General features: G+C 70.7%; 22 protein-coding genes and 2 pseudogenes. 9 read left to right on the top strand and 15 right to left on the bottom strand.

The window, feature by feature from the left end:
• Nucleotides 1-55: 55 nt before the first annotated feature.
• The 5 genes and pseudogenes from ACIRJP_RS38040 to ACIRJP_RS38020 form a co-directional block, all read right to left on the bottom strand.
• The gene (locus tag ACIRJP_RS38040) at nt 56-895 is read right to left on the bottom strand and encodes an alpha/beta fold hydrolase (protein ID WP_404184819.1); all 840 of its coding nucleotides are present in this window, start codon (nt 893-895) and stop codon (nt 56-58) included.
• 409 nt (nt 896-1304) lie between these two features.
• Nucleotides 1305-2449, bottom strand: a pseudogene (locus ACIRJP_RS38035) (serine hydrolase domain-containing protein).
• Nucleotides 2450-2463: 14 nt separating this feature from the next.
• Complete coding sequence (locus ACIRJP_RS38030; protein WP_404184816.1) at nt 2464-2937, bottom strand: Dps family protein; 474 nt, start codon at nt 2935-2937, stop codon at nt 2464-2466.
• A 34-nt stretch (nt 2938-2971) separates the two neighbouring features.
• Complete coding sequence (locus ACIRJP_RS38025; RefSeq protein ID WP_404184813.1) at nt 2972-3805, bottom strand: alpha/beta fold hydrolase; 834 nt, start codon at nt 3803-3805, stop codon at nt 2972-2974.
• 129 nt (nt 3806-3934) lie between these two features.
• On the bottom strand, nt 3935-6685 hold the full coding sequence (locus ACIRJP_RS38020; protein ID WP_404184810.1) for an AAA family ATPase: 2751 nt from the start codon (nt 6683-6685) through the stop codon (nt 3935-3937).
• Nucleotides 6686-6967: 282 nt separating this feature from the next.
• Between ACIRJP_RS38020 and ACIRJP_RS38015 the strand changes: the two are divergent.
• The 5 genes and pseudogenes from ACIRJP_RS38015 to ACIRJP_RS37995 form a co-directional block, all read left to right on the top strand.
• A pseudogene (locus ACIRJP_RS38015) lies at nt 6968-7111 on the top strand (IS5/IS1182 family transposase); the annotation flags it as partial.
• Nucleotides 7112-7122: 11 nt separating this feature from the next.
• Nucleotides 7123-8400 carry a low temperature requirement protein A gene (locus tag ACIRJP_RS38010; protein ID WP_404184807.1) on the top strand — a complete coding sequence of 426 codons (1278 nt, stop codon included), beginning with the start codon at nt 7123-7125 and terminating at the stop codon, nt 8398-8400.
• A 43-nt stretch (nt 8401-8443) separates the two neighbouring features.
• Entirely contained in the window at nt 8444-9139 is a 696-nt protein-coding gene (locus tag ACIRJP_RS38005) for a TetR/AcrR family transcriptional regulator (RefSeq protein ID WP_404184804.1), read from the top strand.
• Nucleotides 9140-9334: 195 nt separating this feature from the next.
• Nucleotides 9335-10474, top strand: a complete 1140-nt coding sequence (locus ACIRJP_RS38000) for an FAD-dependent oxidoreductase (protein ID WP_404184801.1) — start codon at nt 9335-9337, stop codon at nt 10472-10474.
• 98 nt (nt 10475-10572) lie between these two features.
• Nucleotides 10573-11154, top strand: coding sequence for an NADPH-dependent FMN reductase (locus ACIRJP_RS37995; protein ID WP_404184798.1), 582 nt, complete (start codon nt 10573-10575; stop codon nt 11152-11154).
• A gap of 198 nt (nt 11155-11352) precedes the next feature.
• Here ACIRJP_RS37995 and ACIRJP_RS37990 read toward each other — a convergent pair whose 3' ends face one another.
• The 7 genes from ACIRJP_RS37990 to ACIRJP_RS37960 form a co-directional block, all read right to left on the bottom strand.
• Nucleotides 11353-11745 carry a hypothetical protein gene (locus ACIRJP_RS37990; RefSeq protein ID WP_404184846.1) on the bottom strand — a complete coding sequence of 131 codons (393 nt, stop codon included), beginning with the start codon at nt 11743-11745 and terminating at the stop codon, nt 11353-11355.
• 44 nt (nt 11746-11789) lie between these two features.
• Nucleotides 11790-13907 carry an integrase gene (locus ACIRJP_RS37985; RefSeq protein ID WP_404184795.1) on the bottom strand — a complete coding sequence of 706 codons (2118 nt, stop codon included), beginning with the start codon at nt 13905-13907 and terminating at the stop codon, nt 11790-11792.
• Nucleotides 13904-15631: a hypothetical protein gene (locus ACIRJP_RS37980; protein ID WP_404184792.1), complete on the bottom strand. Its 1728-nt coding sequence runs from the start codon at nt 15629-15631 to the stop codon at nt 13904-13906. Before ACIRJP_RS37980 ends, ACIRJP_RS37985 begins: the two co-directional genes overlap by 4 nt.
• On the bottom strand, nt 15628-17037 hold the full coding sequence (locus ACIRJP_RS37975; protein ID WP_404184789.1) for a site-specific integrase: 1410 nt from the start codon (nt 17035-17037) through the stop codon (nt 15628-15630). Before ACIRJP_RS37975 ends, ACIRJP_RS37980 begins: the two co-directional genes overlap by 4 nt.
• Before the next feature lie 153 nt (nt 17038-17190).
• Nucleotides 17191-17478 carry an AAA family ATPase gene (locus ACIRJP_RS37970; RefSeq protein ID WP_404184786.1) on the bottom strand — a complete coding sequence of 96 codons (288 nt, stop codon included), beginning with the start codon at nt 17476-17478 and terminating at the stop codon, nt 17191-17193.
• The gene (locus tag ACIRJP_RS37965; protein WP_404184783.1) at nt 17475-17816 is read right to left on the bottom strand and encodes a hypothetical protein; all 342 of its coding nucleotides are present in this window, start codon (nt 17814-17816) and stop codon (nt 17475-17477) included. The genes ACIRJP_RS37970 and ACIRJP_RS37965 overlap by 4 nt, the downstream gene beginning before the upstream one ends.
• Nucleotides 17813-18331, bottom strand: a complete 519-nt coding sequence (locus ACIRJP_RS37960; RefSeq protein WP_404184781.1) for a hypothetical protein — start codon at nt 18329-18331, stop codon at nt 17813-17815. The genes ACIRJP_RS37965 and ACIRJP_RS37960 overlap by 4 nt, the downstream gene beginning before the upstream one ends.
• Before the next feature lie 334 nt (nt 18332-18665).
• Here ACIRJP_RS37960 and ACIRJP_RS37955 point away from each other — a divergent pair, with 334 nt between their 5' ends.
• The 4 genes from ACIRJP_RS37955 (at nt 18666) to ACIRJP_RS37940 (ending at nt 21006) form a co-directional block, all read left to right on the top strand.
• On the top strand, nt 18666-18899 hold the full coding sequence (locus ACIRJP_RS37955; protein WP_404184778.1) for a helix-turn-helix transcriptional regulator: 234 nt from the start codon (nt 18666-18668) through the stop codon (nt 18897-18899).
• 423 nt (nt 18900-19322) lie between these two features.
• The gene (locus ACIRJP_RS37950; RefSeq protein ID WP_404184775.1) at nt 19323-19661 is read left to right on the top strand and encodes an ArsR/SmtB family transcription factor; all 339 of its coding nucleotides are present in this window, start codon (nt 19323-19325) and stop codon (nt 19659-19661) included.
• Nucleotides 19658-20401 (top strand): cation transporter, encoded by a 744-nt coding sequence (locus ACIRJP_RS37945; protein ID WP_404184772.1) that lies wholly within the window; start codon nt 19658-19660, stop codon nt 20399-20401. The genes ACIRJP_RS37950 and ACIRJP_RS37945 overlap by 4 nt, the downstream gene beginning before the upstream one ends.
• The gene (locus ACIRJP_RS37940) at nt 20341-21006 is read left to right on the top strand and encodes a methyltransferase family protein (RefSeq protein WP_404184769.1); all 666 of its coding nucleotides are present in this window, start codon (nt 20341-20343) and stop codon (nt 21004-21006) included. The genes ACIRJP_RS37945 and ACIRJP_RS37940 overlap by 61 nt, the downstream gene beginning before the upstream one ends.
• A 175-nt stretch (nt 21007-21181) precedes the next feature.
• On the opposite strand, the gene ACIRJP_RS37935 is transcribed toward ACIRJP_RS37940, so the two are convergent.
• The 3 genes from ACIRJP_RS37935 to ACIRJP_RS37925 form a co-directional block, all read right to left on the bottom strand.
• Entirely contained in the window at nt 21182-22084 is a 903-nt protein-coding gene (locus tag ACIRJP_RS37935; protein ID WP_404184766.1) for a transposase family protein, read from the bottom strand.
• Nucleotides 22085-22190: 106 nt separating this feature from the next.
• The gene (locus ACIRJP_RS37930) at nt 22191-22724 is read right to left on the bottom strand and encodes a GrpB family protein (protein WP_404184762.1); all 534 of its coding nucleotides are present in this window, start codon (nt 22722-22724) and stop codon (nt 22191-22193) included.
• Nucleotides 22721-24514 (bottom strand): ISAzo13 family transposase, encoded by a 1794-nt coding sequence (locus ACIRJP_RS37925; RefSeq protein WP_404184759.1) that lies wholly within the window; start codon nt 24512-24514, stop codon nt 22721-22723. The genes ACIRJP_RS37930 and ACIRJP_RS37925 overlap by 4 nt, the downstream gene beginning before the upstream one ends.
• Between the last annotated feature and the right edge of the window lie 149 nt (nt 24515-24663).

The raw sequence follows: 24663 nt of genomic DNA, 5'->3' as shown, positions 1-24663 counted from the left end.
CCGTATCAGGCCCGCTGTGCGGGGACGTACGATGAGCGTCAGGGTGGGCCCTCGGTCATCGGACCGTGCGGGCCGCCTGCTCGACGATGCGGGTGACAGCCTCGGGGCGGGATACGGATACCGCGTGTGACGCGTCGATGGTCGTCGTGCGGGCATGGGCGCGGGCCGACATGAAGCGCTGGGCGGCCACCGGGATGTTGCGGTCCTCCGTGGTCACCAGTGACCAGGAGGGGATCGTCTTCCAGGCGGCCTGGGTCGACTTCTCCTCCAGAGCGGCGGCAGCGATCGGACGCTGCCCCGCGGCCATGAGCCCGGCCTTGTCCTTCGGCACGTCTGCGGCGAACTGGTCGCGGAACTTCTCCGGCTTGATGTACACGTCCGCGCCCTGAGCACCGTCGGGCAGGACGTAGCGGACGGACTCGACGGCTTCGTCGAGGGTGCTGCCGGGGAACTTGTCCGTCAGCCCGATCGAGCTCTCGCCCTCGTCCGGCAGGAACGCCGCGATGTAGACCAGTGCCTTCACCTTGCCTTCGAGGCCCGCAGCGGCCTGGCTGATGACGGTGCCGCCGTAGGAGTGGCCGACCAGGACCACGGGCCCGTTGATGTGGTCGAGGACGCTGCGCAGGTAAGCGGCATCGCTCGCCGGACCACGCAGCGGGTTGGCGGCGGATACCACCGGGTAGCCCGCGCTCTGCAGCCGGGCGACGACACCGTCCCAGCTCGCGGCGTCGGCGAACGCTCCGTGTTCCAGCACGATCGTCGGACGTACGGGGTGGTGGGGCGTGGCGTCTGCCGCGGCGGGCAGGGTGACGGCGGCGACGGATAGTCCGACGGCCGCGGTGACACCGAGCAGTACGGATCTACCGCCCGGACGGACGAGGTGGGTCTTGCGCATGGGTGAAATCCCTCTTGTTCGATGAATAGTGTTCGACGGACCGAAAGGCGAGGCAGCTGGGTGCGTCGAGGAACGGGGCCCGGATCGTTTGGCCGGTACGTGATGGACGGGTGTCCGTCCGCGCCGCGTGAGCAGCGCGGATCGGAGGGCGCGGAAGCCTCGACCGGATGAGGGAGCGAGCTCCCCTTCAGCCGGATGACGGCCGCTCACTCGCGTTCCTACGCGATGTTTCCCGGACCGTGGTCGGTGTGCGGCGCCAGATCACGAGTGCTGCGCGTGCGACGGCGTCGAGGCGGATATGGAGCCGTTTCCCGTAGCGTGTGGCGACCGGGCGAAAGATCTTGAGGCGGTTGACGGTACGTTCGGCGGTGGGCCGTAGGCTCCCCCGCGCGGAGCCTACGGCCACACCTCAGCCGGTACCCTCCAGGACTTCGTAGACGTGCCTGAGGTAGATGTGCGTGCGCTCCGAACCGAGGAGCCCGTCGCCCACCCGGTTCATCGTGTACGAGAACGTGACGCGCCGGTCGAGGTCCATCACGACGATCGAGCCGCCCCTGCCGACCCAGAAGCAGATTCTCCCGGTGGGCATGTGCGGCATCGTCCTCGGATCGGCGAGGGCGTAGCCGACGCCCCAGCGGACGGGGACGCCCAGGAACAGGTCGACTCCGTCGGCTTGGACGTCGAACACCTTGTCCACCGTCTCCTCGGAGAGAAGCCGGCGGCCGTTGACCTGGCCGTGCCTCGAGACGACGGAGAGCGCTCGGGCCAGGCCACGTGCGTTGCCGTGTCCGTTGACGGCTCCGAGTTCGGCGGAGCGCCACTGCGGGGTGTCGACGTGCTCGTCACGCGCGGGGCTTCCGAGCAACGTCCTGATGAAGATCCCCTCGGGATCAAGACCCGTGGGCATGCCGATTGGCTGCGAGGGGGCCACCAGCTCGGCGATACGCGGCCAGTCGGCCCGTCGCGCGCCGATCTGGACATCGGCCTGCGCCGGCTCGGCGATTTCGGTGGCGACGAACTCTGTCAGGCTGCGGCCGCTGACCCGCCGGACGAGCTCTCCCACCAACTGCCCCTGGGTCTGGACGTGGTAGCCGGACGCGGAGCCCGGCTCCCACCAGGGTGCCTGTGCGGCCAGCCGGGCACTCGCGGTGGGCCGGTCGTAGAGGTCCTCCATGGAGAAGGGCTGCTCCCAGCCGGACAGTCCCGAGGTGTGGGCCAGGACGTGACGCACCTCGATGTGTTTTTTCCCTGGGCGGCGAACTCGGGCCAGTAGTGCGCGACCGGGCGGTGCAGATCCAGCGCGCCCCGGTCGACGAGGATGAGGGCCGCGAGATTGGTGAGGGTCTTCGTGGTCGACCACATGCTCACCAACGTGTCCCGGTGCCACGGAACGGTCCGTGCTTCGTCCGCGTGGCCACCCCAGAGATCGACTTCCATGACCCCGTCCACGTCGACGGCGATCGACGCGCCCAGCTCCTCGCCGGCTTCGAGGTGTGCCGCCAGCGCCGCCCGTACCGGTTCGAACCGGGCGGTGCTCGTGCCCTCGACGCCCATGCCCTTCTCCCCCATCAGACCCGGTTCTCCGCCTGGAACATCCAGCTCTGCTTCTCGAGATCGGCCGTGAGTCCGACGAGGAGGTCCTCGGTGACGACATCCACCGGGCCCATCGCGACGATGCGCTCACGCAGCCTCTCGGTCACGGCGGAGAGCGCGTGCACCAAGGCGTCGACGGCGTCGCTGTCCTTGGTCCAGCCCGGCGGAAAGGCGGGCACGCCACTGGTGTTCGCGATGGTCCCGGCCCGTCCGTCCGGGCTGACGCCCAGGGCGGCCGCGCGCTCGGCCACCGTGTCGGCGTGGTTCCGGGCGATGGTGGCGGCCTCGTCGAGCTGGAGGTGGACCGAGCGGAAGCGCGGGCCGTACACATTCCAGTGGGCCTGCTTGGCCACCAGGGACAGGCCGAGGAGGTCGGTCAGGGTCGCCTGCAGCGCCGCACCCGCGGTCTCGCGGTCGCGCTGCGGCAGGGGGTTGTTCACAACCGGCACAGGAGTGTGGTCCTTTCGTGACAAGCGCCGGCTCTCAGGCGGCGAGGAAGCCGAGCAGGGCGGCGTTGACCTCGGCCGCGTGGGTGAGCAGCAGACCGTGCGGAGCGCCGTCGATCTCGACGTACCGCGCTTCGGGCAGGCGGCGGCGGAACTCGCGGGCCGTGGCGTCGATCGGCAGGATGCGGTCGGCGGTCCCGTGCAGGATCAGCGACGGCACGTCGATGCGCTCCACGTCGGCCCGGAAGTCCGTCAGCCACGCCGGGACGCACGCGTACGCGGCCATGGGCGCCGAGTCGACGGCGGTGGCCCAGTTCGCCCGCAGCGCGGCCTCGCTGAGCCGCGACCCAAGCGTCTCGTCGGTGTTGAAGAAGTCGACGAAGAAGCTCTCGTACCAGGCGTAGCGGTCGGCCTCCGCCTGCTCCGCGATGCCGTCGAAGACGCTCTGCGGCACACCGGTGGGGTTGTCCGGCGTCTGCAGCAGGAACGGCTGGAGCGAACCGAGGAACGCCGCCTTCGCCACCCGCTCCGAGCCGTAGGTACCAAGGTAGCGGGCGACCTCGCCCGAGCCCATCGAGAACCCGACGAGAACCACGTCACGCAGGTCCAGCTGGGTCAGTACGGTGTCCAGGTCGGCGGCGAAGGTGTCGTAGTCGTAGCCCGTCATAGTCTTGCTCGACCGGCCGAAGCCACGGCGGTCGTAGGTGATGACGCGGTAGCCGGCCTTGACCAGCGCATCGGTCTGCTTCTCCCACGACTGCCCGTCCAGCGGGTAGCCGTGGATCAGGACGACCGGCTGCCCCGACCCGTGGTCCTCGTAGTAGAGGTCGATGCCGGTCGAGCCCTCGGTGCCGACGGTGATGGTTCCCATGGTGTGCCTTCCCGCCCGTCCGCCGTGTGCGTACCAGGCATGGCACAAACCTAGGAATCAAGCGGGTCGGTCCGCGTCCGTCGGACTACGGCTTCGACGTACGTCATGGTGCCGCGTCTTCCGCGTACGTCATGACGCTGCGCTTTCGGGGTACGTCGTCGTGCCGCCGAGCACCCCGGCGAGTTCGCCGCGGGACGTGACCCCCAGTTTGGGGAACATCCGCTGGAGATGGGTGCTCACCGTCCGGGGCGAGACGTACAACCGCTCGCCGATCTCACGGTTCGTCAGACCCTGCGCGGCGAGCTGCGCGACGTGCAGCTCGGTCGAGGTCAGCCGGTCGACCGCGGCCGGATCCTGGCGCGGGGACGACGCGCCCGCGGCGCGCAGCTCCTGTCGTGCCCGCTCCGCCCATGCCGACGCGCCGAGGGCGTCGAAGATCTCGCGTGCGGCCTGGAGGGCGACGCGGGACTCCGCTGGCCGCCGGTGACGCCGCAGCCACTCGCCCAGGGCGAGGCGTGCCCGCGCGCCCTCGAACGGCCAGTCCGTGGGGACGGCGTCGAGGGCCGCCCTGTACAGCGGCTCGGCGGCGTCCTGCGGGCTCAGCAGGGCCCGGCCCAGTCGCAACCCGCAGAGCAGGGCGGGCGAGGACGTCGAGTCGCCGAGCGGGGTCAGCTCCCGCACGATGTCGCGTGCCACCTCCGCGGATTCGCTGCGCACCGCCGCCTCGGCCAGCTCCGCGACCGCGTAGAAGCGCAGCCAGGGGTGGAAGGCGGGGTCGGCCGGGTCGAAGACGCGGTGCAGGTGGCCGAACGCGTCGCCGTAGCGGCCCTGGCAGAGGGCCGCCTGCCCGCGGGCCATCTGCATGATGGCCAGCACCGGGCGTCCTCCGCTGGGAAGGGCCTCGCGTTCGGCTTCCGCCGCCCATGCCTCTGCCGCCGGGTCGCCGCTGACGGCGGCCAGCTGCGCGCGGATGGCGTTCACCATCGCGTGCACGAGAGGCTGACCGGTCTCACGGGCGAGCGACGAGGCTTCCTCCGCGGCGAGGGAGCCGGCGCGCACGTCACCCAGCCGTGCGGCGCTCCCCGCCTGGACGCAGAGGGCGCGGGCCAGCATCGACAGCCTGCCCTGTGCTCGCAGGGCGTCCAGCGACCTTGCCGTCAGCCGGCTCGCCAGGGCGGGAGCGCCCACCGTCACGGCGGCGGCGCCCAGGAGCTGGTCCCCCTCCGCGTTCTCCGATGAGCGCTCCAGCTGACCCGCCAGGCCCTCCATGACTCCTTCCCCATGCTCGACCGGCGCCGAGTACGCCCGCAGAGCGACCAGGTCGGCGTTGTCGGCAGGCACGGGCATCCGGTCGGCGGCGGCGGCGACCCGCTCGCGGGCGGCCGGGCCCGGCTCCCCCCAGAAGCACTGCAGGACCGCGCTCCACAGCATGCGCAGCCCCAGTGTCGACTCGCCGCCGGCGGCGATCTCGACCGCCAGTTCGGCCAGCTCGGCGGTCGCGGCGCCCTCGCCCCGCGTCCCCTCGGCCAGAGCGATGCTGACCCAGGCCGCGCGGCCTCGGTCCCGGACCGAAAGGTCCAGTGAGCGTGCCTGAATCAGCAGGTGCGCCGCATCGTCTCCTTGGCCCGACTCCAGTGCGAGCTCCGCCGCCCGGAGCAGCCGGTCCGCCCGCGCGGAGGGGTCCTTCGTCAGCTCCGCCGCCCGCCTCAGCGCGGCGAGAGCCGCGGCGACACCGCCTCGCCGCAGGGCTCTGCCGGCAGTGGAGTCCAGATCCCGTGCCACTCTCTCGTCGAGACCGGCGGTGGCGGCGGCACGGTGCCATGCCTGCCGATCGGGCTGTCCCTGGAGCGCGGCGGCCAGCGCGGCGTGCGCGGCCTGGCGTTCCACGGCGGTGGCGGCGTGGTGCATCGCCGAGCGGACGAGGGGGTGCCTGAAGATCAACCCCTGGGCCTCCACCAGGCCCGCGTCGATCGCCGCCTCGAAAGCACCGACGCCGACGGCCGTCCCGAGCATCCGGGTCGCCGCGTCGAGGCATTCCTCCATCGTCCCGTCACCGTTGAGGGCCGAGAGGAGCAGGACCGCGCGGGTGTCGGCCGGCAGACGGGAGACCCGTGCCGTGAACGTCCGCTCCAGCCGCGCGGTCAGCGGCAGCGGACCCGGATTGAGCGCGTACGCCCCGCCGACCGACTGCAGCGCGACCGGCAGTTCGGTCAGCGCCAGCGGGTTTCCGGCGGCCTCCTCCAACAGCCGCCGTCTGACCTGCTGCCCCAGTCCGGGGGCCACCGCGTCCAGCACCTCACCCGACACCTCGTCCGTCAGCGGGCCCAGGTGCAGCACGGGCAGGCCGGCACTGCTGAGGCGGTCGTCGAGGCGCCGGGTGACGGCGAGCAGAACGAGGGGGTCGGATTCGATCCGCCGCGCCACGAACCCGAGCACATCAAGGCTGGCACGGTCCATCCAGTGGGCGTCCTCGACGACCACCAGCAATGGCGTCTTCGCCGCCGAGTCCGTCAGCAGGGTCAGCGCGGCCAAGCCGACGAGGTACAGATCGGGTACGGCCTCGTCGACCAGCCCGACGGCCGCGAGCAGCGCGCTGCGCTGACGTCCCGGCAAGTCGTCGATTCCGTCCCTCAGTTGGTGAACCAACTGGTGAAGACCCGCGCAGGGCAGGTCTTCCTCCGACTGGACCCCCACAGCGGTGATCACACGGGTCCCACCGCGTGCCGCCGCGCCTGCGGCCTCCGCGACCAGCGCCGACTTGCCGATCCCCGGCGCCCCGGTGATCACCGTAGCGCCGCCCGAACCGGCGGCCCCCTGCTCGACCAGGGCAGCCAGCGCGCGGCGCTCCGTATCGCGCCCCAGTAGCACCCGCAGATGCATGCCGCCCCCCGTTCTCTCTGTACCTCCCCAGCACCCCACTGCTCCGCGTCCTTGCGGAACCAGGCGAACTGGCGGCATCGCCGCTGGTGAGCGGACCTGGATGCCCGGCCTGGATGCCGTTCATGCAATGGTATGCATGCCGCCGAGCGGGAATGACCGCTGTCAGCATGGGCGGAACCGAGCCGCCGCCGGGATGCCCCAGGCCACCGCTTGGCGGTACGTCGACGAGACGCTGGACGCCCTGAATGAGTTGAGCTGCGGGACTCATGCTCAGCGACCTTCATCGGCAGGGAGTCCGGGGTGCGCACCGATCTTGTTCCTGACCGCCTGTGGGAGCGGGTGGCCCCGTTGCTGCCGCCCGCTCCCGAACGGCGCCATCGCCACCCCGGGCGGCTGCGTATTCCGGGTCGGAGGGTGGTGAGCGGCACGCCTCGTGGTTGGAGTTGTCTTTCGACCTGATCGCGGTCGCGGGGGTGGGGCAGCTGGCGCACCTGCTGCATGCGGGGCCGAGCTGGACGTCGTTGGGTCAGTACGCGGTGCTGTTCCTGGCGTTCTGGTTCGCCTGGGTCATGTCGACCATGTACGGGAACGTGGCGGGGGAGCGGACCCGGGTAGTGGCGGTCGTCGCGGCGATGTTCGGGATGGCGGTGATGGCGGCCGCCGTGCCGGGGGTCCACGAGTCGGACGAGAAGGCCCGTGCCTTCGCTCTCGCGTACATCGTGGTGCGGCTCATCGCGTCCCGGGTGTGGAGCGGGCGCGGACAGGTGGTCGCGGACCTGCCGATCATCCAGCTGGGGGTCGGTCTCACGCCGTGGGTGGTGTCGTTGTGGGTGCACGGAGATGCCCGGTTGTGGCTGTGGGCGGCGGGGCTGGTGATCGACATGGCGGTCATGGTGCGCGTCAGCCGGGAGGCGCTCCAGGCGGAGGTCGACCAGAAGTGGGCGGACGCGGAGGAGCGGGCGGAGCACTGGCTGCGGCGCGAGGAGCGGCGCAATGCCGCCCTGCCGCCTGAGGAGGCCCATGCGCGGGTCGACCGCGTCCGGAGCAGGATGCGGCGGAAGCCGCAGGTCGTGGCCGCAGACATCGAGCATCTGTCAGAGCGTCTGGGGCTGTTCGTGCTGATCGTGCTGGGTGAGGGGCTGGTGCAGTCGGTGTCCGCGGCGAGCGAGGAGGAGTGGGACGGCGGGGTGCGCGCGGTCGGAGTCGGGGTGTTCGCGGTCTTGGTGCTGGTCTGGTCGCTGGCGCTGCGCACCGGCTCGTACGGGCTGCCGCTGCTGGCGCCGCGGGCGCTGCCGGTACGGCTGGTGCTGGTGCTGCACTGTTTGTTCGCCGGGGTGGTGGCGGCGCTTGCGGCGGCGCTGGGGCGGGCGGTGGAGCAGGCCGGTGACGTGATGCCGCAGCCCGGCCGGCTGCTGCTGGCCGGCGTGCTGGCGTTGATCCTTCTCGCCGCGGCCGTGTGCGCGCTCGTGTCCGGTCGGGGCACGGGCTGGACGGCGGGGGCGGTCGGACCAGGGCTGGTGGTCGTGGGTGTCCTGACGGGGTCCCCGAGGGCGCGGGACCCGGAGGGGTTCGGCACCGTGGTGTCGGTGGCGCTGGCGGTGCTCGCCCTCGCCTGGCCGGTGGCCTGGCAGGCGTACCAGCCCGGCAGCCGGATTCTCAGGGCGAAGGAGCTCGCGCAGGATGCCGGCCCCGCTGGCGGGCCGGGCAAGGTGTGATCCCGCACCCCCAAATGGCGAACATGTTCGTTACGATCGGTGTATGACTGTGAAGCGAGAACCGATCAGCCGGCGTGAACGCCCCGCGAAGCCGGCCCTGACGCGGCGGGGGATCGTCGAGGTGGCGGTGCGGGTCATGCGGTCCGAGGGGCTGGAGAAGGTGACCATGCGGCGCCTGGCCCAGGAGCTGGACACCGGTCCGGCCTCGCTCTACGTCTACGTTGCCAACACCGCCGAGCTGCACGCCGCCGTCCTGGACGCGCTCCTAGGCGAGGTGGACCTGCCCGCCGACCGGCCGGGGGCTGACTGGCGCGAAGAACTCGTCGCGGTCCTGACCTCTTACACCCGCCTACTCTTCCAGCACCCGCAGCTCGCCCGTTCCGCCCTAGTCGCCCGCCCGAGCGGCGCGAACTACCTCGACCTGGTCGAACGCCTCCTGCTGCTGCTCTCCCGCAGCGGCGCCCCGCGCGAGCAGGTCGCCTGGGGCGTGGACAACCTCCTGCAGTACGCGACCGCCACCGCCGCCGAGCACGGGACCCAGGAACGCGACCCGATGAGCCAGGACGACTGGGACGCGCTCACCCGCGCCGCGCACGGCGTGGACGAGGCCGAGCATCCGATGATCAAGGCGCACTTGCCGGCGCTGCTGTCCGGCACGCAGGACGCACGGCTGTCCTGGGGCTTCGATCTTGTGATCAACGGCATCCTCCACACCCCCGTTCCGGGCGCCACCGGCTGATCTGCGGGAGGTTCCAAGGGCTGCGGCGTCCCGTTCGGGGCGCCGTTTCGCGTTTCGGCCCGCGCCCATGCCGCGCAGAAGGGACGCAACACACCCCCGAACGAACTTGTTCGCTACGAACATGTTCGTTACGGTGGAGAGGTGAGTCGGCAAGGGCGGCCGCAGCGTCATCCCCCACACCTCTAGGAGCACCCCATGAACACGCATCACCCCATCGCGATCATCGGCGGAGGTCTCGGCGGCCTCACCGCCGCCCGTGTCCTCCACGTCCACGGCATCGAGGCGGCCGTCTTCGAGCTGGAGGCGTCGAGGGAGGCCCGTACCCAGGGCGGCATGCTCGACATCCACGAGGAGAACGGCCAGAAGGCCCTGCACGCCGCCGACCTCCACGACGGCTTCCTCAAGATCATTCATGAGGGCGGTCAGGCCATGCGCCTGCTCGGCCCCGACGGCACCGTCCACGTCTCGGAGGAGGACGACGGCACCGGCGGCCGGCCCGAGGTCGACCGCGGCGACCTGCGCGACCTGCTCCTCGACGCCCTCCCCGACGGCACCGTCCACTGGGGAAAGAAGGTCACCGGAGTCCGCACCCTGTCGGGCGGACGCCACAAGGTGACCTTCGCCGACGGCTCCGCCATCACCACCGACCTGCTGATCGGCGCCGACGGCGCCTGGTCACGTGTGCGCCCCCTGCTCTCCGACGCCACGCCCGCCTACACCGGCATCTCCTTCGTCGAGACCGACCTGCTGAACGCGGACACCCGCCACCCGCGCAGCGCGGCCGTGATCGGCGGAGGGTTCTTCATCTGCCTCGGCGAGGAACGCGGCTTTCTCGCCCACAAGGAGACCGACGGCAGCCTGCACGTCTACACCGCCCTCAAGGCGGACGAGGACTGGCTGGACACCGTCGACTTCACCGACCTGCCGGCGGCCAAGCAGGCCGTCCTCGCCCGCTTCGAGGGCTGGGACGAGGCCCTGCGCGGCCTGATCGCCGACGCGGACACCATGACCCCGCGCCGCATCCATGCCCTGCCGGTGGGCCACCGCTGGGACCGCGTGCCCGGCGTGACCCTGCTCGGCGACGCCGCCCACGTGATGTCGCCCTTCGCCGGCGAAGGCGCGAACCTCGCCATGTTCGACGGCGCCGAACTCGCCCTGGCCATCGCCGCCCACCCCGGCGACACCGAGGCCGCCCTGACCGCCTACGAGGAAGCCCTCTTCCCGCGCAGCGAAGCCTCCGCCGCCGACTCCGCCCAGAGCCTGGACACGATGTTCGGCCCGCAGGGCCTGGAGCAGATGACGGCGTTCTTCACCACCGGCCCGGCAGCCCCGTAACCCCCACCCCCACAACCACACAGCTGCGGGCCCCACCGGCCTTCCCCACAAGGCCGGTGCGCCCGCCGCCCGGAAACCTCTCACCCACAGGAGTCACGTTGCCGAAGATCGCGATCATTCTCAGCAGCACCCGCACCGGCCGCGCCGGAGCTAACGTCGCCCAGTGGGTCCTGGAACAGGCCCGCCGACGCGGCGACGCCGACTACGAACTCGTCGACCTCGCCGAAGCCGACCTGCCGCAGATCGACGAGCCCTTCCCGCCCGCGATGGGCCGCTACACCCACCCCTACACCCAGCAGTGGGCCGCCACGGTCGCCGCCTTCGACGGCTACGTCATAGTCACCCCCGAGTACAACCACTCCTTCCCCGGCGCGCTCAAGAACGCCCTCGACCGCGTCTACGCCGAGTGGAACAACAAGGCCGCCGGCCTCGTCTCCTACGGCGTCGACGGCGGCGTCCGCGCCGTCGACGCCCTGCGCCCCGTCCTCGGCGCACTGCAGATCGCCGACGTCTCCGCCACCGTCACCCTCAACCTGCGCACCGACTTCGCCGACTTCGGCGCCTCCTTCACCCCCGGCGAACACCAGGGCCCCGCCCTCACCCAGATGCTCGACCAGCTGCTCACCTGGACTGAGGCACTCGCCCCTACCCGCAGCACGCAGGCCGCCGTTACGGCCTGACCTCCCCCACTGCGCCCGGCAGCCCTCGGCTCGTGCCCACCCCGGGCAGAGACCGGGTGATCGCCGACCACAGTGCCGGGGTCTTTCACCCGATCGCAGAGCCGCCTCTTCCCGGGGCGGCTCTGTCGTTCACGCGTGACCTGCCTCGTACCTGTGAGCCGAGGACGGCTCATCTTCTTCCTCAGCGCTGCAGCAGAGTCATTGCCAGCCCGGGCGTTCAAGGTCTCGTGGTGTGCTCAGGGCTTCGCGCAAGGGGATCACGTTGCTGGGGTCTGCTGCGGGTGCTGCGGGGCGGTCGTGGGTGAGGACTGCGGCAGCGAGGGTGAGGCGGGTGACCTGCTGGCGCAGGTCGTGGATCTCGGCGTTCTGGTCGGCGATGGTCCGCTTGAGCTGTGCGACGGTTCGGCGGAGCCGCTTTTCGTTCTCCGGGATCTGGGTGGTCTCGGTGCGGACCCGTTCGAAGAACTCGTTTTTCAGGTCTGCGTGCCGCTTCATCAGAGCCATGCGGTGAACATCGGCCTCGACAGCGAGGGCGGCGGCGGTGAGGCTGCCGTTGGACATCGTGGCGCGGCCTGTCAGGAGCCGGTCCATGGCCTGCCGGATGCGTGTGCGCTCGGCTTGGTGGTCGGGGTTCGTCACGGGACCTCGGAACTCTGAGCAGTGGTTTCGTGGGTGACGGCGGTGTCACGGAGGCGGTCGGCGTTGGTGTGCAGGCGTCGGGCAAGAGGAGTGGGAAGGTGTCCGGCGAGCTGGTCGAGTTCGTCGGCGCGCTGGCGCAGCAGGCGGGCGTGGGTGTCGGTGCGGACGGTGTTGCCACAGCCGGGGCGGCAGTCGTACTGGCGGGGTGCGGTTGTGCCGGGGCCTGGGTTGCACAGGGCGGTGTCGTGCTGGAAGGCGCAGATGAGCAGGGCGTCGGGGTTGTCGAACAGGACGATGCCGTCGCGTTCGAGGTAGGCGCGGGCTTTGTGGACGAAGGTCCGCGGGACGATGCGGCCTTCGAAGCGGGGGGCTTGGGCGGCGGCTGTGAGGGCTCGGTCGGCGGCGGGGCCGGAGATGTGTTCGCCGGCGGCGAGCTGGTCGCGCAGGCGGGCGGCGGTGTCGGCGGCGGCGAGGGCGGTCTCGACGTCGAGGACGGTGTGGATGCCGCCGCGGCTGCGGGTGCCGTAGCGGCTGGAGGTGCGGGCATCCAGGACGGTGCGCATGTGGCCGTACTGGATGGCCAGGGCGATCAGGCCGCCGGGGCGGCGGGCGATGTGCCAGGCCAGGGTCCGGCGGAAGCGGCTGACTTTGATGGGGCCGTGGGGGTCGTCGGGGATGTGCTGGCCGGTGAGGCCCCGGATGGCGGTCTCATGGTTGGCCCAGGTGGTGAAGTCGTTGATCCTCAGGTTCAGGCCTCCGGTCTGCAGGGTCCCGCCGGGCCGGCCGCTGTGGTGGGCGGTGCTGAAGAGGAGTTCGCCGTCGGGCACCATCTGTTCCAGGACGCGGATGGCGTTGACAACCGGCGTGATGGCCACCCAGGGGACGGCGCGGATCTCGCCGGCGGACAGGTGGTGGCCGTCGGTGTCGGTGACGTTCTTGAAGTGGCGGGAGCGGATCACATGTCGGCCCGTGGTGTCGGGTTCGGGGTCGGGGCAGCATCCGGAGCACAGGTTCAAGACCTCCTGGGGGCGCATGCCGGTCAGGTAGAGGCACACGATCGCGGCCGCTGTGGCGAGGTGGCGCATCAGCTGGGGCACCTCGTGGAAGTCCATGGCCGTACGCCATGGCATGCAGTCAAGAGATCCCCGGACGGGAACGTTCATCGGGCAGGGGCCGGGACGCTGTGCCACGAGGTCGCCCAGGCCGTGCTGTTCGACGAACTTAAGGACCTGCCATCTACTGGCGCCGGTGACCGCGCCGACGTAGGACCTGGCCAGCAGAGGCCGGCCTGTGCCCACGGTGGCCGGCAGCGGGCCGCCCTCACGCACCAGCGGCAGCAGGAACTGTTCCAGCGCGGCCGCGCTGGCCGGGGTTCCCTGGTTGGTATGGGCGAGGGCGAGCAGCCGGCGGCGTTCGGCCGAGGCGGCGAGGATGTCGCCGGCGAAGTCGTCGACGAACCGCATGGCCCAGATCAGCAGCGGGCCGAGGACCTGCGGGTCGAGGGGCTCGATGGCGTTCTCGGCCCGGGCGCCGCCGACGGCGGGCAGGAAGTCGTCCACTCCTTCGGTGTCCCACGGCGGACGGGCGATGCCGGTCGGGGAGGCGGAGAGCCGGTCGAAGGCCCACAGGTCGGTCAGGCGGGCGCAGGTCAGCGCCCCGGTGGGGCGCGAGACCGCGGCCAGGCGCTCGTGGGCGTAGGCCCTCCACAGCGTGTCCGTGCAGCCGGCCAGGTCGGTGATGTGCTGCTGAGTGAGCCAGCGGGCGAGCTTCATCCACTCGACGCAGGTGGCGTAGAGATCGCCGGCTGAGGTGCGGGCCTTGGCCTGCACGCCGCGGGTGTGGAGGTAGGTGGGGCGCAGCCAGCCGTTGGTCATCGTCCAGGCGGTCAGCTTCAGCTGACCGCGCAGTGAGGGTGCGCAGTTCTTCCAGTAGATGCGGGGCAGCGCGCTGGCAGGGTTGTCGACGAGCGGGGCGAGTGACCAGACGGGGTCCTGGTAGGTGGAGTTGGGGTGGGTGTTGCCGGGGCTGATCCACTTCGCCAGTACCACCGGGGTGTCCGGCGTGGGCATGGGCAGCATGTAGGGGTCGCCGTCGGCGCCCTGGGCGGCGGTCATGGTCGGAGGGTTCCCTTCACCAGCAGGTGGACCAGGGTGTGGTCGTCGGTGTCGGCCCGGCTGCGGGCGGCGTCCCAGGCGGGCGGGCCGGTCTTGTCGCGCAGGTCGTTCAGGCGGGCGAAGTGCTCTGCCCACCGTGCGTGCCAGACCTCGGCGGGCAGCACGGAGCGCAGGCTGCGCAGTTCCTGGTGCAGGTGGGCCAGGCGCGGGTGGTGGCCGGGGTGGACGTGAGCGTTGCGGCAGCCCAGGCACAGCAGGAAATCCGCCGCGCAGCCCCCGGCGCCGTCCGGCCAGGGGCTGGAGGTTTCGTCCGCGCAGTCGGCGGTGGCGGTCGCGGTGTGGCCGGGATCGGCCGCGCCGGTGAGCCGGCCGCCGAACACGGCGGCCCGCGCCTGGGCCAGCGCCTCGTGGGCGCCTTCGGCGAAGACGTCCCGGGATGCCTGCTGGACCTGTTCGTCGGGAAGTACGTACACGCTCTCGTACGTGCCCGGGGCGTGCTGGAGCGGGCGGCCCTCGCGGATCACCGCCGCGCGGCGGCTGCGCTGGAAAGGCGACCCGGACAGCCCTTGGGCCTTGCCCCACTTCTGCGCGTCGCCGTCGGTGATGCCGATGATCAGCGGGCCGAGGAAGGCAGGCCTGAGCGGGTCGTGATGCGTCTTGCTGGGGTAGTTCCGGCGCGCCACCATCAGCCGGTCCGTTCCCGGGGCGAGGTCGGCGGCGAGACGGCGGGCGAAGGCAGTGGCCTCCAGCGCCCGGGCGATCAGCCGCCCGGGCGAGCCCGGGCCGGTGTCGGCCACGTTCTCCGTCGAGAACCAGCGGCCGCCGCCCTGGCGCCGCTTCTCCACCTGGATCCGGTAGACCGGCGCCGTACCCGTACCCGTACCGGCTGATGGCGCTGTGGTCGGTGCGGGCAGACGTTCGTAGACGGACAGGTTCCAGCCGAATCGGTGCGTCAGCAGCACGCCGAGGGCAGTGAGCTCCGAGCGGTCCAGATACAGCCGGCTCCAGGTGTCCTCCCCGTTCGTACTGCCCAGCGGCCTCCGCTCGCGTACCTCTGCCTGGTCGTGGTCGGGGAGATGACCAGTGCGGGCCAGGTGGTCGAGAAGCGTTCCGAGCCGCGCTTCGTGACTGCCTTGGGGCAGTTCACCGGACCTCCAGCGGTGCAGCAGGCGGGCGTTGTCCCGCACCCGCAGGAGCGCAGTGCGGAACTGCCGCTGCGCGGCCAGCACCACGTGCTGCTGTTCCTGCGCGTCGAAGGCCCGGCGCTTCGAGGGAGGGGTAGGCAGACGCCGCAGAAGCTCCTCGGCGACCGGCCCGGCGGCCAGCCGCTCGTCCAGCTTCAGCAGCGGCCTGATGTGACGCATGAGGCTGATGCCCCCGTTGGTGGCGATGTTCCGCGCCCGCCACCGCTTGAGCATCGTGGCGGTAAGGCCGTCCAAGTCCTCGATCACGCCTGGCTGCTCGGCGATGAAGCGGGCGAATGCTCCCAGCGCCGTCCAGTAGGCCGTCGCGGTCTCCAGGCTGTTCCACCGGGCCGACCTGATGGCGAACAAGCGGGCCAGGGAACGCTGCATCGGCTCGGCAACAGGCAGGCCGGCGAAGTCGAACTGGCAGTAGGTGTCCTCGCCGGAGGTGATGGTCACCACCAGCTCGTCGGCGGCCAGCGGCTCGGCAGCGCGGTGTCCGGCCGGAGGTGCAGCGGCCCGGCGTCCCCGCCTGCTCATCCGTCTGCCCGCCCGGCCAGCAGGACGTCGATGTCCTGGATGCCCTGCGACTCGCGGGCGAGGCGGGCGAACACCCCGTCCAGGTTCTCCGCAGGATGCCCCCCAGTCGTGTCGGCGCGTCCTGCGGCCAGGACCGACTCCAGCTCCAGGTGCGCGACCGGGGCGAGGTAGTGGCGCTTCGTGGTCTCCACGTCGGCATGTCCAAGCAGGGTCTTCACCAGCCACCACGGATCACCGAACAGCATCGCGAAATCCCGGCGGTCCGCCTTCGTCAACCCGAGCCGGGACTCCAGCAGCGTGTTCAGCAAGACCAGCATGTAGAGCGCGTACGAGTGCCGGGCTGCCAGCGGCGTCGCGTACGGGCTCCTGCCACGGACCTCCGCCAGCCGCAGACCGCGTCCCGCCGTCCGCTCGCGGGCGGTGAGCAAGACCTGCTCGCAGCGCTGGTTGGCTTGCGTGAAGACCCCGTTCCATCGCTCCGGTGCCATCGGCAGGCCCTGCTCGGTGAGCCACAACCAGGCCGGCTCCGGTCCGTCCGGGCCGTCGACGAACAGCAGCTGCCGCTCCCGCCACCCCAGGCGCCCCAGTTCCTGCCGGCCCGCGGCCCCAGACCGGTCCACCCACTCCACCACCGGCCTGCGGCCCCGCCTCACTGCCGTGACCAGCCTCAATTCGGCAAGGCGCTCGTACCGGCCCTGTTGCTGGGCACGCTGGACGGCCCAGGCGCGCTCCGAGGCGATGTACGCCTCGACCTGCCCGACCGCGTCCACCGTGGCGTAGAAGACCCGGCCCACCTTCGCCTGGGTGACGGCCGCGGCGATCTGCCCGTGGCAGTAGCGCCCATGACGCAGCCGCTCGACAGGCACCTCGAAAGTGAGCAGCGAGCCGCCCTCCTGGCGCCGCAGACCGGAGCCGAGCAGCAGCTGGACAAAACTGGTGTTGCGCAGCTCCGTCCTCGACTCCCACCCGGCCGCCGGCACCCCGGGACCCCGGTGGCCTCGCAGCCCGATGTCCGACCACAACCCCCACGTCCGCGGCGTCAGCCACAACACGTTCGAGCTGACGGAGTCCGCGGCCCGGTCCTCGCGCCGCCCGACGTCCACCGGCAGCGGCTCAACCCCCGCCCACCGAAACAGCTTGGTGAACGCGGCCGCCTCCCGGTTCCACTTCGTCCCGCCGATGCGCTGCGGGTTCTCCACCGCCCGACACCGCCAGTCCCGGTAGTCCGCCAGATCCCTGCGGCTCGCCCTTCGCCAGGAAACCCCACGCGAGGACAGGAAAGTCAGCAGCGGCCGGATGTCCGTCGCGTAGTTCCGCTTCGTCTCCCGCTCCAAACGCCGAAACGAGTCGGACAGGACGAACTCCAAGAGCCCCGCATCGACGGTGCCGTCCGGCCCTACGAACACCGGATCACCAGGCCGAAGACCGACTCTGGCCACCGCTGATGGCAAGTCCCGAACCCCAAGAACACCCTGATCAGGGAGGACACCCCAGCGGCCCGGATCCGGCACCCACACCACTTGCCACTCGGCCAACCGACGCCTCCCTGATGCGTGAACTCACCGAATCATCAGGGAAGTCGCGTCGATCACCGTCATCTTGCGGCGGGCGAGGCGTGCCTCCAGGACGGCCTGGAGCGCGACAACCGCGTCGTCGGTCGCTTCCTGGCAACCGGCGTCGTCACTGACCAGGGCCCTGAACCGGTCGAGTTTCAGGACCTGCGTGTCGGGCCAGGTGCTGGCCCACGTGCTCTTGCCCGAACCGGCCGCGCCGATCAGGCACACCAGCGACGGGTCGGGGATCGTCGTGTCGACGGGCAGCGCGTTGTCCATACGGAACGGCTTCATTCGGCTTCTCCTTGCGGGTCAAGAGCACGGGTGGCGTAGTGGGTCTGCAGGCCGGCGTTCTCGGTGATGAGTGCGGCGGCCTCGTGCAGCGGGCACGACATCTCGCCGTCGTGGTCCGGCTCGATCCGTCCGGCGGCCTGCGCGGCGGCGGTGAGCAGCTGCGCGAGGGATCCGAGGACGCCGTCCTGGCGGTGGTCTTCGTGGTGGAGCTCGGGAAGGATCTGCGCGAGTTCCTGGGCGCCGATGTCGTCGGTGGTGAGGTCGTCCTCGATCTGCTGGAGGGCGAGCTTGGCGATCCCGGCGGAGGCGCGGACACGGTCCAGGCGGGTGCGGGTCATCGGCGGGCGCCGGGGCGGGTGGTGAGCCAGACGGTGACGGCGGCGCCGTCACCGATCGCGCGGTGCGGGGTGGCGTCGTCCGGGTCGGAGGCATCTGCCACCTGGCAGGCCGTCGAGCAGTACCTGCCGGCGGAGAAGAACGGAGCGTCGCACAGCACGCACTTGGACTCTTCGCCGTCACGGACCTTGGACCAGTCGATGATCACGCTGGGGTCGATGCATGCCCCGCAGCGGCCGTCGTCCTGGTCCTGCACGCCGTAGCAGCCGTCACCGCAGCTGTCCCGGTAGGTGCAGCCGCACTCCCGGCACACGAACTTCGGGGCCGGGGCGGGCGGGGCGGGGAGGACCGCGGTGTGGTCGGCGAGGAGGGGGTGGGGGCGGTGGCTGGCGCGGTAGCCGTGCAGGTGTCGCACGGCGCTCTCCCACCAGGCGGCGGCCAGCTGTCCGAGGTCGGGCAATGTGCGGGCGGCCTTCCATCGCTTGCGGTCCGAGCGGTTCATCCAGGGCAGGTGCACAGCTTCTCCTCACACGAGGTCGGGGCGGTCAGAGCGGTGGCGCGTGATTCCGGGCGGCCACCAGCGGCCCCGGGCACGCGGCCCGGGATCGACGGAGGCGGCGGGCCGAAGGGGGAAGGGACGTGGCCGTCGGGTGGTCGGCGCGATACAGGAAGCGGGGCGGGCTGTGGTGCCGGTCAGGTCGGCGTCGTGGCGCGCACGGGCGGCCTTCCCGGGTGAGTTGGTGTGTCTCGCTCGGTGCACACCCACCATGCTGTAAACGAGTTTCGCTTGTCAACGTGTTTACAGACGAAAGGCGTTGACAGTTCGCGGCGGGGGCTTGATCCTCGAAGGCATGACGAACACGCAGCCCGCCGCACACGTCGGCGTCACGGAGATCGGAGAGATGCTGACCGTCAGCCGCCAGCGGGCCAACAAGCTCGTGGCCAGGCCCGACTTCCCCGCGCCCGTCGCGCAGACGAAGGCCGGCCGGGTGTGGGAGAGGGCGGCTGTCGTGGAGTGGGAGAAGGGCTGGGACCGTACGAACGTCGGTGGCCGGCCTCCGAGCAGCTCCGCTCAGCAGCAGTAGACCAGGAACCGTGATTCCCATTTGGGGATCACAGCGTCCGTGAAATACCGAGTGCGCCGCACGGAGAGTCCGTGCGGCGCACTGCCGTTTCCAGTGGAAACGGCGCCAGGGTCAGCGTCCCGGCCCCGGAGTGCGGGCGGGGGCGAGAAACAGGCAGAGCGTCAGGTCAGCGGGCGGTGCGGAAGCGGCGGGTGGCCCACGAACGCAGCCGGTCGAAGCGGGTGGGGTGGGTGTGCCGCCAGGCGGTGGGGAACACATCGTGCACTGGCGAAGAGTCGGTGTTCCGACCCTGCACTATTCGGACGTGGAGGGCGCAGGGGGTCGGTGATCGCGTGCCGCCCGGCCGGTTTGGACTTCCCAACGTGGCACCCGCGCTGACGGTCCACGGTTCTATGAATTCAGGATCACGTGTACTGTCGTGGTGTGCTGACTGTTGCCTCTGATATCGAGGTGCTGGCCCGGTTCGGTCGTGCGCTCGCCGACCCAATCCGCTGCCGCATCCTGCTCGCCCTGCGCGAAGCCCCTGCCTACCCGTCCGACCTCGCCGACGCCCTCGGCGTCTCCCGGACCCGGCTGTCGAACCACCTGACGTGCCTGCGCGACTGCGGCCTGGTCGTCACCGTCCCGGACGGGCGCCGCACCCGCTACGAGCTGGCCGACGAACGCCTCGGCCACGCGCTCGACGACCTGCGCACCGCCGTGCTCGCCGTCGAGACCGACCGGACCTGTGTCGATGCCGACGAGAAGGGCTGCTGCTCATGACGGCGATATCCCACCTCGGGCTGACCCCGGCCCGCCGCGATGCACTCGCCCGCCGGATACGGCTGCTGGTGGCCGCGACCATCACCTACAACGTGATCGAGGCGATCGTCGCGATCACGGCCGGCACGATGGCCTCCTCCACCGCGCTGATCGGCTTCGGCCTGGACTCGGTCATCGAGGTCGCCTCCGTGGCCGCGGTTGCCTGGCAGTTCTCCGCCCGTGAGCACGCGGTGCGCGAGGCCCGGGAGAAGACCGCGCTGCGGATCATCGCGGTCTCCTTCTTCGCGCTCGCCGCGTACGTCGCCTTCGACGCCGTGCGCGCGCTCACCGGGACCGGCGAGGCCGAACGCTCCATCCCGGGCATCGTCATCGCCGCTCTGTCGCTGGCGATCATGCCGTGCCTGTCCTTCGCCCAGCGTAAGGCCGGGCGTGAACTCGGCTCCGCCAGCGCGGTCGCGGACTCCAAGCAGACCTTGCTGTGCACCTACCTGTCCGCCGTGCTGCTGGTGGGCCTGGTTCTCAACGCCACCCTCGGCTGGTCCTGGGCCGACCCGATCGCCGCCCTCGTCATCGCCGCCGTGGCGGTCAAGGAAGGCCGCGACGCCTGGCAGGGCAAGGGCTGCGGCTGCGCTCCGTCCGCGGCAATGACGACTCCTTCCGACGCTGCAGAGGCGGACGCGTGCGGCAGCTGTGCCCCTGGGTGCGCCTGCTGCACGCCCGCGCCAGGGCCGAAGCGGTGAACGGCTGGGCATGGGCGGCGCTCGTCCTCTACCTGGGGTGGGCGGTCTTCGCCTTCGGTATCCGCGCGGTTCTCCAGCGCCGCCGTACCGGGGATGCGGGCTTCCGCGGAATCTCCGGCCGCCCCGGTGAAGCGTCCTGGTGGGCCGGTGTGCTGTTTGTCGCCGCTCTGCTGGGCGGAGCCGCAGCTCCGGTGGCCACGCTCGCGGAGCTTCCCACGTGGGAGGGCGGCGCGGCGCTGCACGCGACCGGCCTGGCCCTCACCCTGGCCGGGATGGCACTAACCACCGCGGCCCAGATGGCCATGGGCGCCTCGTGGCGGGTCGGGGTCGACGCCGGGGAACGCACCGCGCTGGTCACCTCCGGGGTGTTCGCCTACGTCCGCAACCCGGTTTTCACCGCCATGGCCATCACGGCGTTCGGGCTCGGGCTGATGGTGCCCAACCTGATCGCCCTGGCTGCCCTGGTCGCTCTGGTCGTGGCGGTGCAGTTGCAGGTCCGGGTGGTCGAAGAGCCCTATCTCGCCTCCGTCCACGCAGACGACTACGCCGCCTACAGCGCCGGCGCGGGGCGCTTCCTGCCGGGTCTGGGCCGGCGTACGGCCTGATGTCCCACTCGAGCGGGCGGCTCACACCTCTCGGCGTCGTCCCCGGCGGCGTGGCTCCCTCGAACTGGCCGGCCCGCTGCGGCACCAGCAGAAGGCCCCCTTCTGTGCGGGAGTTACGACCTGGTACGCGATTGAGGTCGGGACGTGCTGGCCAGACGATCTGGCTGGTGGTTGATCAGCGGTCGGGCTGCCCGGCGAGCACCAGTTCGGTGCTGGTGCGCCGCCGGGTGGGCCTGCGGGCTGCGCGGTCGGAGACCAGCCCGGCGATGGCGGCGTGCGTTTCGGCGTAGTACTCACGGCGTCCGATGTAGCGCTGGAGCGGCCGCCACTTCTTCTCCTCGCCGATGGTGTGCTCCACGCAGATCCGTGCCGAGGACTGGCGTCGGCGTGCCTCGCGCCAGGCGTACCGCTCGCCCAGTGGTGCTTCGTCCTTCGGTTTGCGCGGCGGGGCCTGTACCTGGTCAGGGAAGTCGTTGGCCAGCCCCCGGTAGCCCTCGTCGACCTTCGCCTTGACCCGCGGATGCAGACGTAGCTGCTCGGCGATGCCCTCCGTGCGCATCGCGGTTTGGTCGTGCATCCGGCCGGGCCGGTCGGCTCCGGACCACAGCAAACGCCCCGAGCCGTCGCCGATGGTCGTGGTCTTGGCGGTGTTCTGCTTCTTCTTGCCGGAGACGAACGCCTTGCGACCGGGGCGTCCGGCCTTGGGGCGCCTCACCTGCGTTTCGGTGCCGTCGATCCGCAGCTCGATGGCTTCGGCTTCGGCGTAGGCGAAGACATCGGCCAGGGTGCGCAGTCGGATGCCGGGTCGGTCGGGGACGGCGAAGCCGCGAGTGGCCAGGAGCGGGCGGATCTCGTGGATGGCACGGGTGACGGTGGGGCGGGTGACGCTGTACAGCTCAGCGAGTGCCGCGTGCGGCAGTTGCAGGCGCAGGTGGACCAGGGTGACCAGGACCCGGTCGGTGAAGACCAGTTGGTGGTCCGGCCCGCCTCCGGCCGCGCGGCGGCGGTCGCCGCCCCGGCGCTCACGCAGCGCGGACTCGCACCGGGCCATCCACGGATCGGCCAACTCCTCGATCAAACCGCTGAGATGAGCACGATCAAGGCCACAGAAGGCAGGATGAGACAAGGCCGCACGGGCTCGGTAATGCGTCACAACATCACCAACCCGTGAGGTCCGCCTCACGTCACGATTCGCCGGCGGCCCGAGCGGCGTAGGACTTCGCGAGCAATTCCTCCACCAGAGCGCTCTTCGCCGCCGAGTAGGCGGCCCTGCCCTTGCTGTCGGCACGGAAGCGCTGCGCCAGGGCCACCTTCAACGTGCTGTAGCGCTGGACTTCATCGGGCCGCTGACACAGATAATCACGGAGAAGGACGTGATCAAGGTGGGGCTTTGAGCCTGCTATCACGCCGTACAGGTGATGTTCGGGAGCCGCCGCAGGGGCTTGAAATGCCTCCCGCCCCCGAACTCCGAGATCACCTTCGTGGCAATAACCCAGCCCGGTGAGCCGGGAAATCAACTCCGGTATGACGGCCTCCTCGGACACCACGATGTCGAGGTCGATGATCGGTTTGGCGGCACACCCGGGCACGGCGGTACTGCCGACATGCTCGATGGACACAGCCAGATTCGCGACGTGAGGCGCCAGTCGCTGCCGGAGATCCTCGAACCGCTCGGACCATTCGGGGTCGTAGTCACTGACCACGATCATGCCAGTCATGTCGGCAGTCTGGCAGGAACGCCAGGGATCACCGCATCCCTTGGAGATGCATGGCTATCGCGTACCAAGTCGTTAGGGCTCGCAGAAAATAAACATGCGGGTTTGATCTTGTCCGGGGGTTCGGTGCTGTAGGTGTCGAGGTAGGCGGCCACGTCTGCGGGAGTGGTGAATCGTGTGGTGGAACGGGGGACGGTGCAGCCGTGCTGGTCCAGGAGAGGTTGGGTCTCCTGGATCGTGCGGGTGATGGTCTGCGAGCTGGTCCCGAAGAGTTTGCCGAGGAGGGCGTGGGTAAAGCAGCCACGCTGATACAGGATTGTGGCCAGGATCCGGTCGGGGTCGGTGAACGCCTGCCGGGGGCCGGCACCGGGGGCTCGCTGTCGTTCGCGACCGCGTCGATGGCGGCGCTGTTCCTCCCGCCGGGCACCCTGGAGGGCCGCCAACTCGTTGATCAGGGTGTCCAGTTGTGAGCGGGTGATACCGGTGAGTTCCGGGTCGGTGAGGCGGGTGTGCTGCCGGGCGTCCCACCGCCGTGGTTCCGTGCTGTGTGGAGAGCTGGTGGCTGTGGGTGCGCGCTGGGCATGGTGTGCGTGGAGGGTGTAGTTCCAGTCGCCGTGGAAGCGGTGGCGGGTCATCGCCAGCGCGTCGACCTGGGCGTCGTCGACTTTCACGCCGGTGGGGTAGGCGCCGGTGTCGAGTTCGGCGCGGACCCTCAGTCCGGTGCGGGTGGTGGTCGCCGCGATGGACTGCACGATGACTTCATGGCTGGTCAGGGGCCTGCCGCGCCAGTTCATGGAGATGTGAGAGAACAGTCGGTGCTCAATCCGGTTCCATTTCGATGTGCCCGGCGGTAGGTGACATACCGTGATCTCAAGGCCGGTCTCGGCGGCCAGTGCGGCAAGTTCGGTCTTCCATGCCCGGGTGCGGTAGCCGTTGGAGCCCCCGGCGTCGGCGGTGATCAGCAGCCGACGGGCACGAGGGTGGTCGCCCTGTCCGGCCCCGTGCCACCAGCGGCAGATCGAGGCGACCGCGAGAGCGGCGGTGTCGTGGTCGGTGCCGACACTGACCCAGCCGGCGTTCGCGGCAATGTCGTAGATGCCGTACGGGATCGCCTTGCCGGGCCCCTCCCGGTCCAGGAAGTCATGCGTCTTGACCTGCACCGGATCACCCATGGGCTGCCATTCACGCCCCGCGTTCTTGTACTGGCCGACCAGTTCCTTCTTCTTGCTGTCCACGCTGACCACCGGGTCCCTGGCGCCGATGTGGTCCTTGGCCTGCTCGTTGATGTAGCGGAACTGGGCGTCCCGGTCCGGGTGCTGCTTGCCCTCGACGGTCTTGGAGTTGGCCTGCAGACTGAAACCCTCCTCCCGCAGCAGGTCACCGACCGTGTCGGCACTGACCTTGTGTCCCTGGCGGGTCAGCTCGCCGGCCAGGTTCCGGGTCGACTTGGTCGTCCAGCGCAGCGGCGACATCGGGTCTCCGCGCATGTCCGGCTCGACCAGGGCGAGCAGCGCGGGCCGCAGTCCCGCATCCAGGTCAGCGGCCTTCTTCCGTCCGCCTCCGGGCCGGCGGACCCGTCCCAAAGGCGCCTCGCCCGCCTCCAGCTCATCCGCCCCCTTGCGGACCGTCGTCTCGCTGGCCCCGGCGGCCCGCGCGACGGCCCGGATCCCGCCGTGCCCCAGGATGCGGGCCTCTGCTCCCATCAGCAGACGCTGCTGCCGCTCGTCTAGGTGCGGGAACAACACCCCGAACCTGGCGGCCAGTTGATCTCGAACCTCTTGCGATATGCCCATACCACGTCAACGAGCCAGATCACCGGAAGCAACACGTTGATTCTCTGCGAGCCCGGGCCTTGACCCCGGATGTTGGACACACGAGACACTGGATCCTGAGGATCTGAGAACGGACATCTCGTGGTCATGAAGAACTACCCGCCGGAGTT

This window comes from Streptomyces sp. NPDC102437 (genome assembly GCF_044765565.1).
Taxonomy (GTDB): domain Bacteria; phylum Actinomycetota; class Actinomycetes; order Streptomycetales; family Streptomycetaceae; genus Streptomyces.
Note: the sequence above shows the minus strand (reverse complement) of the source record. Positions and strands in the feature narration are given on the sequence as shown.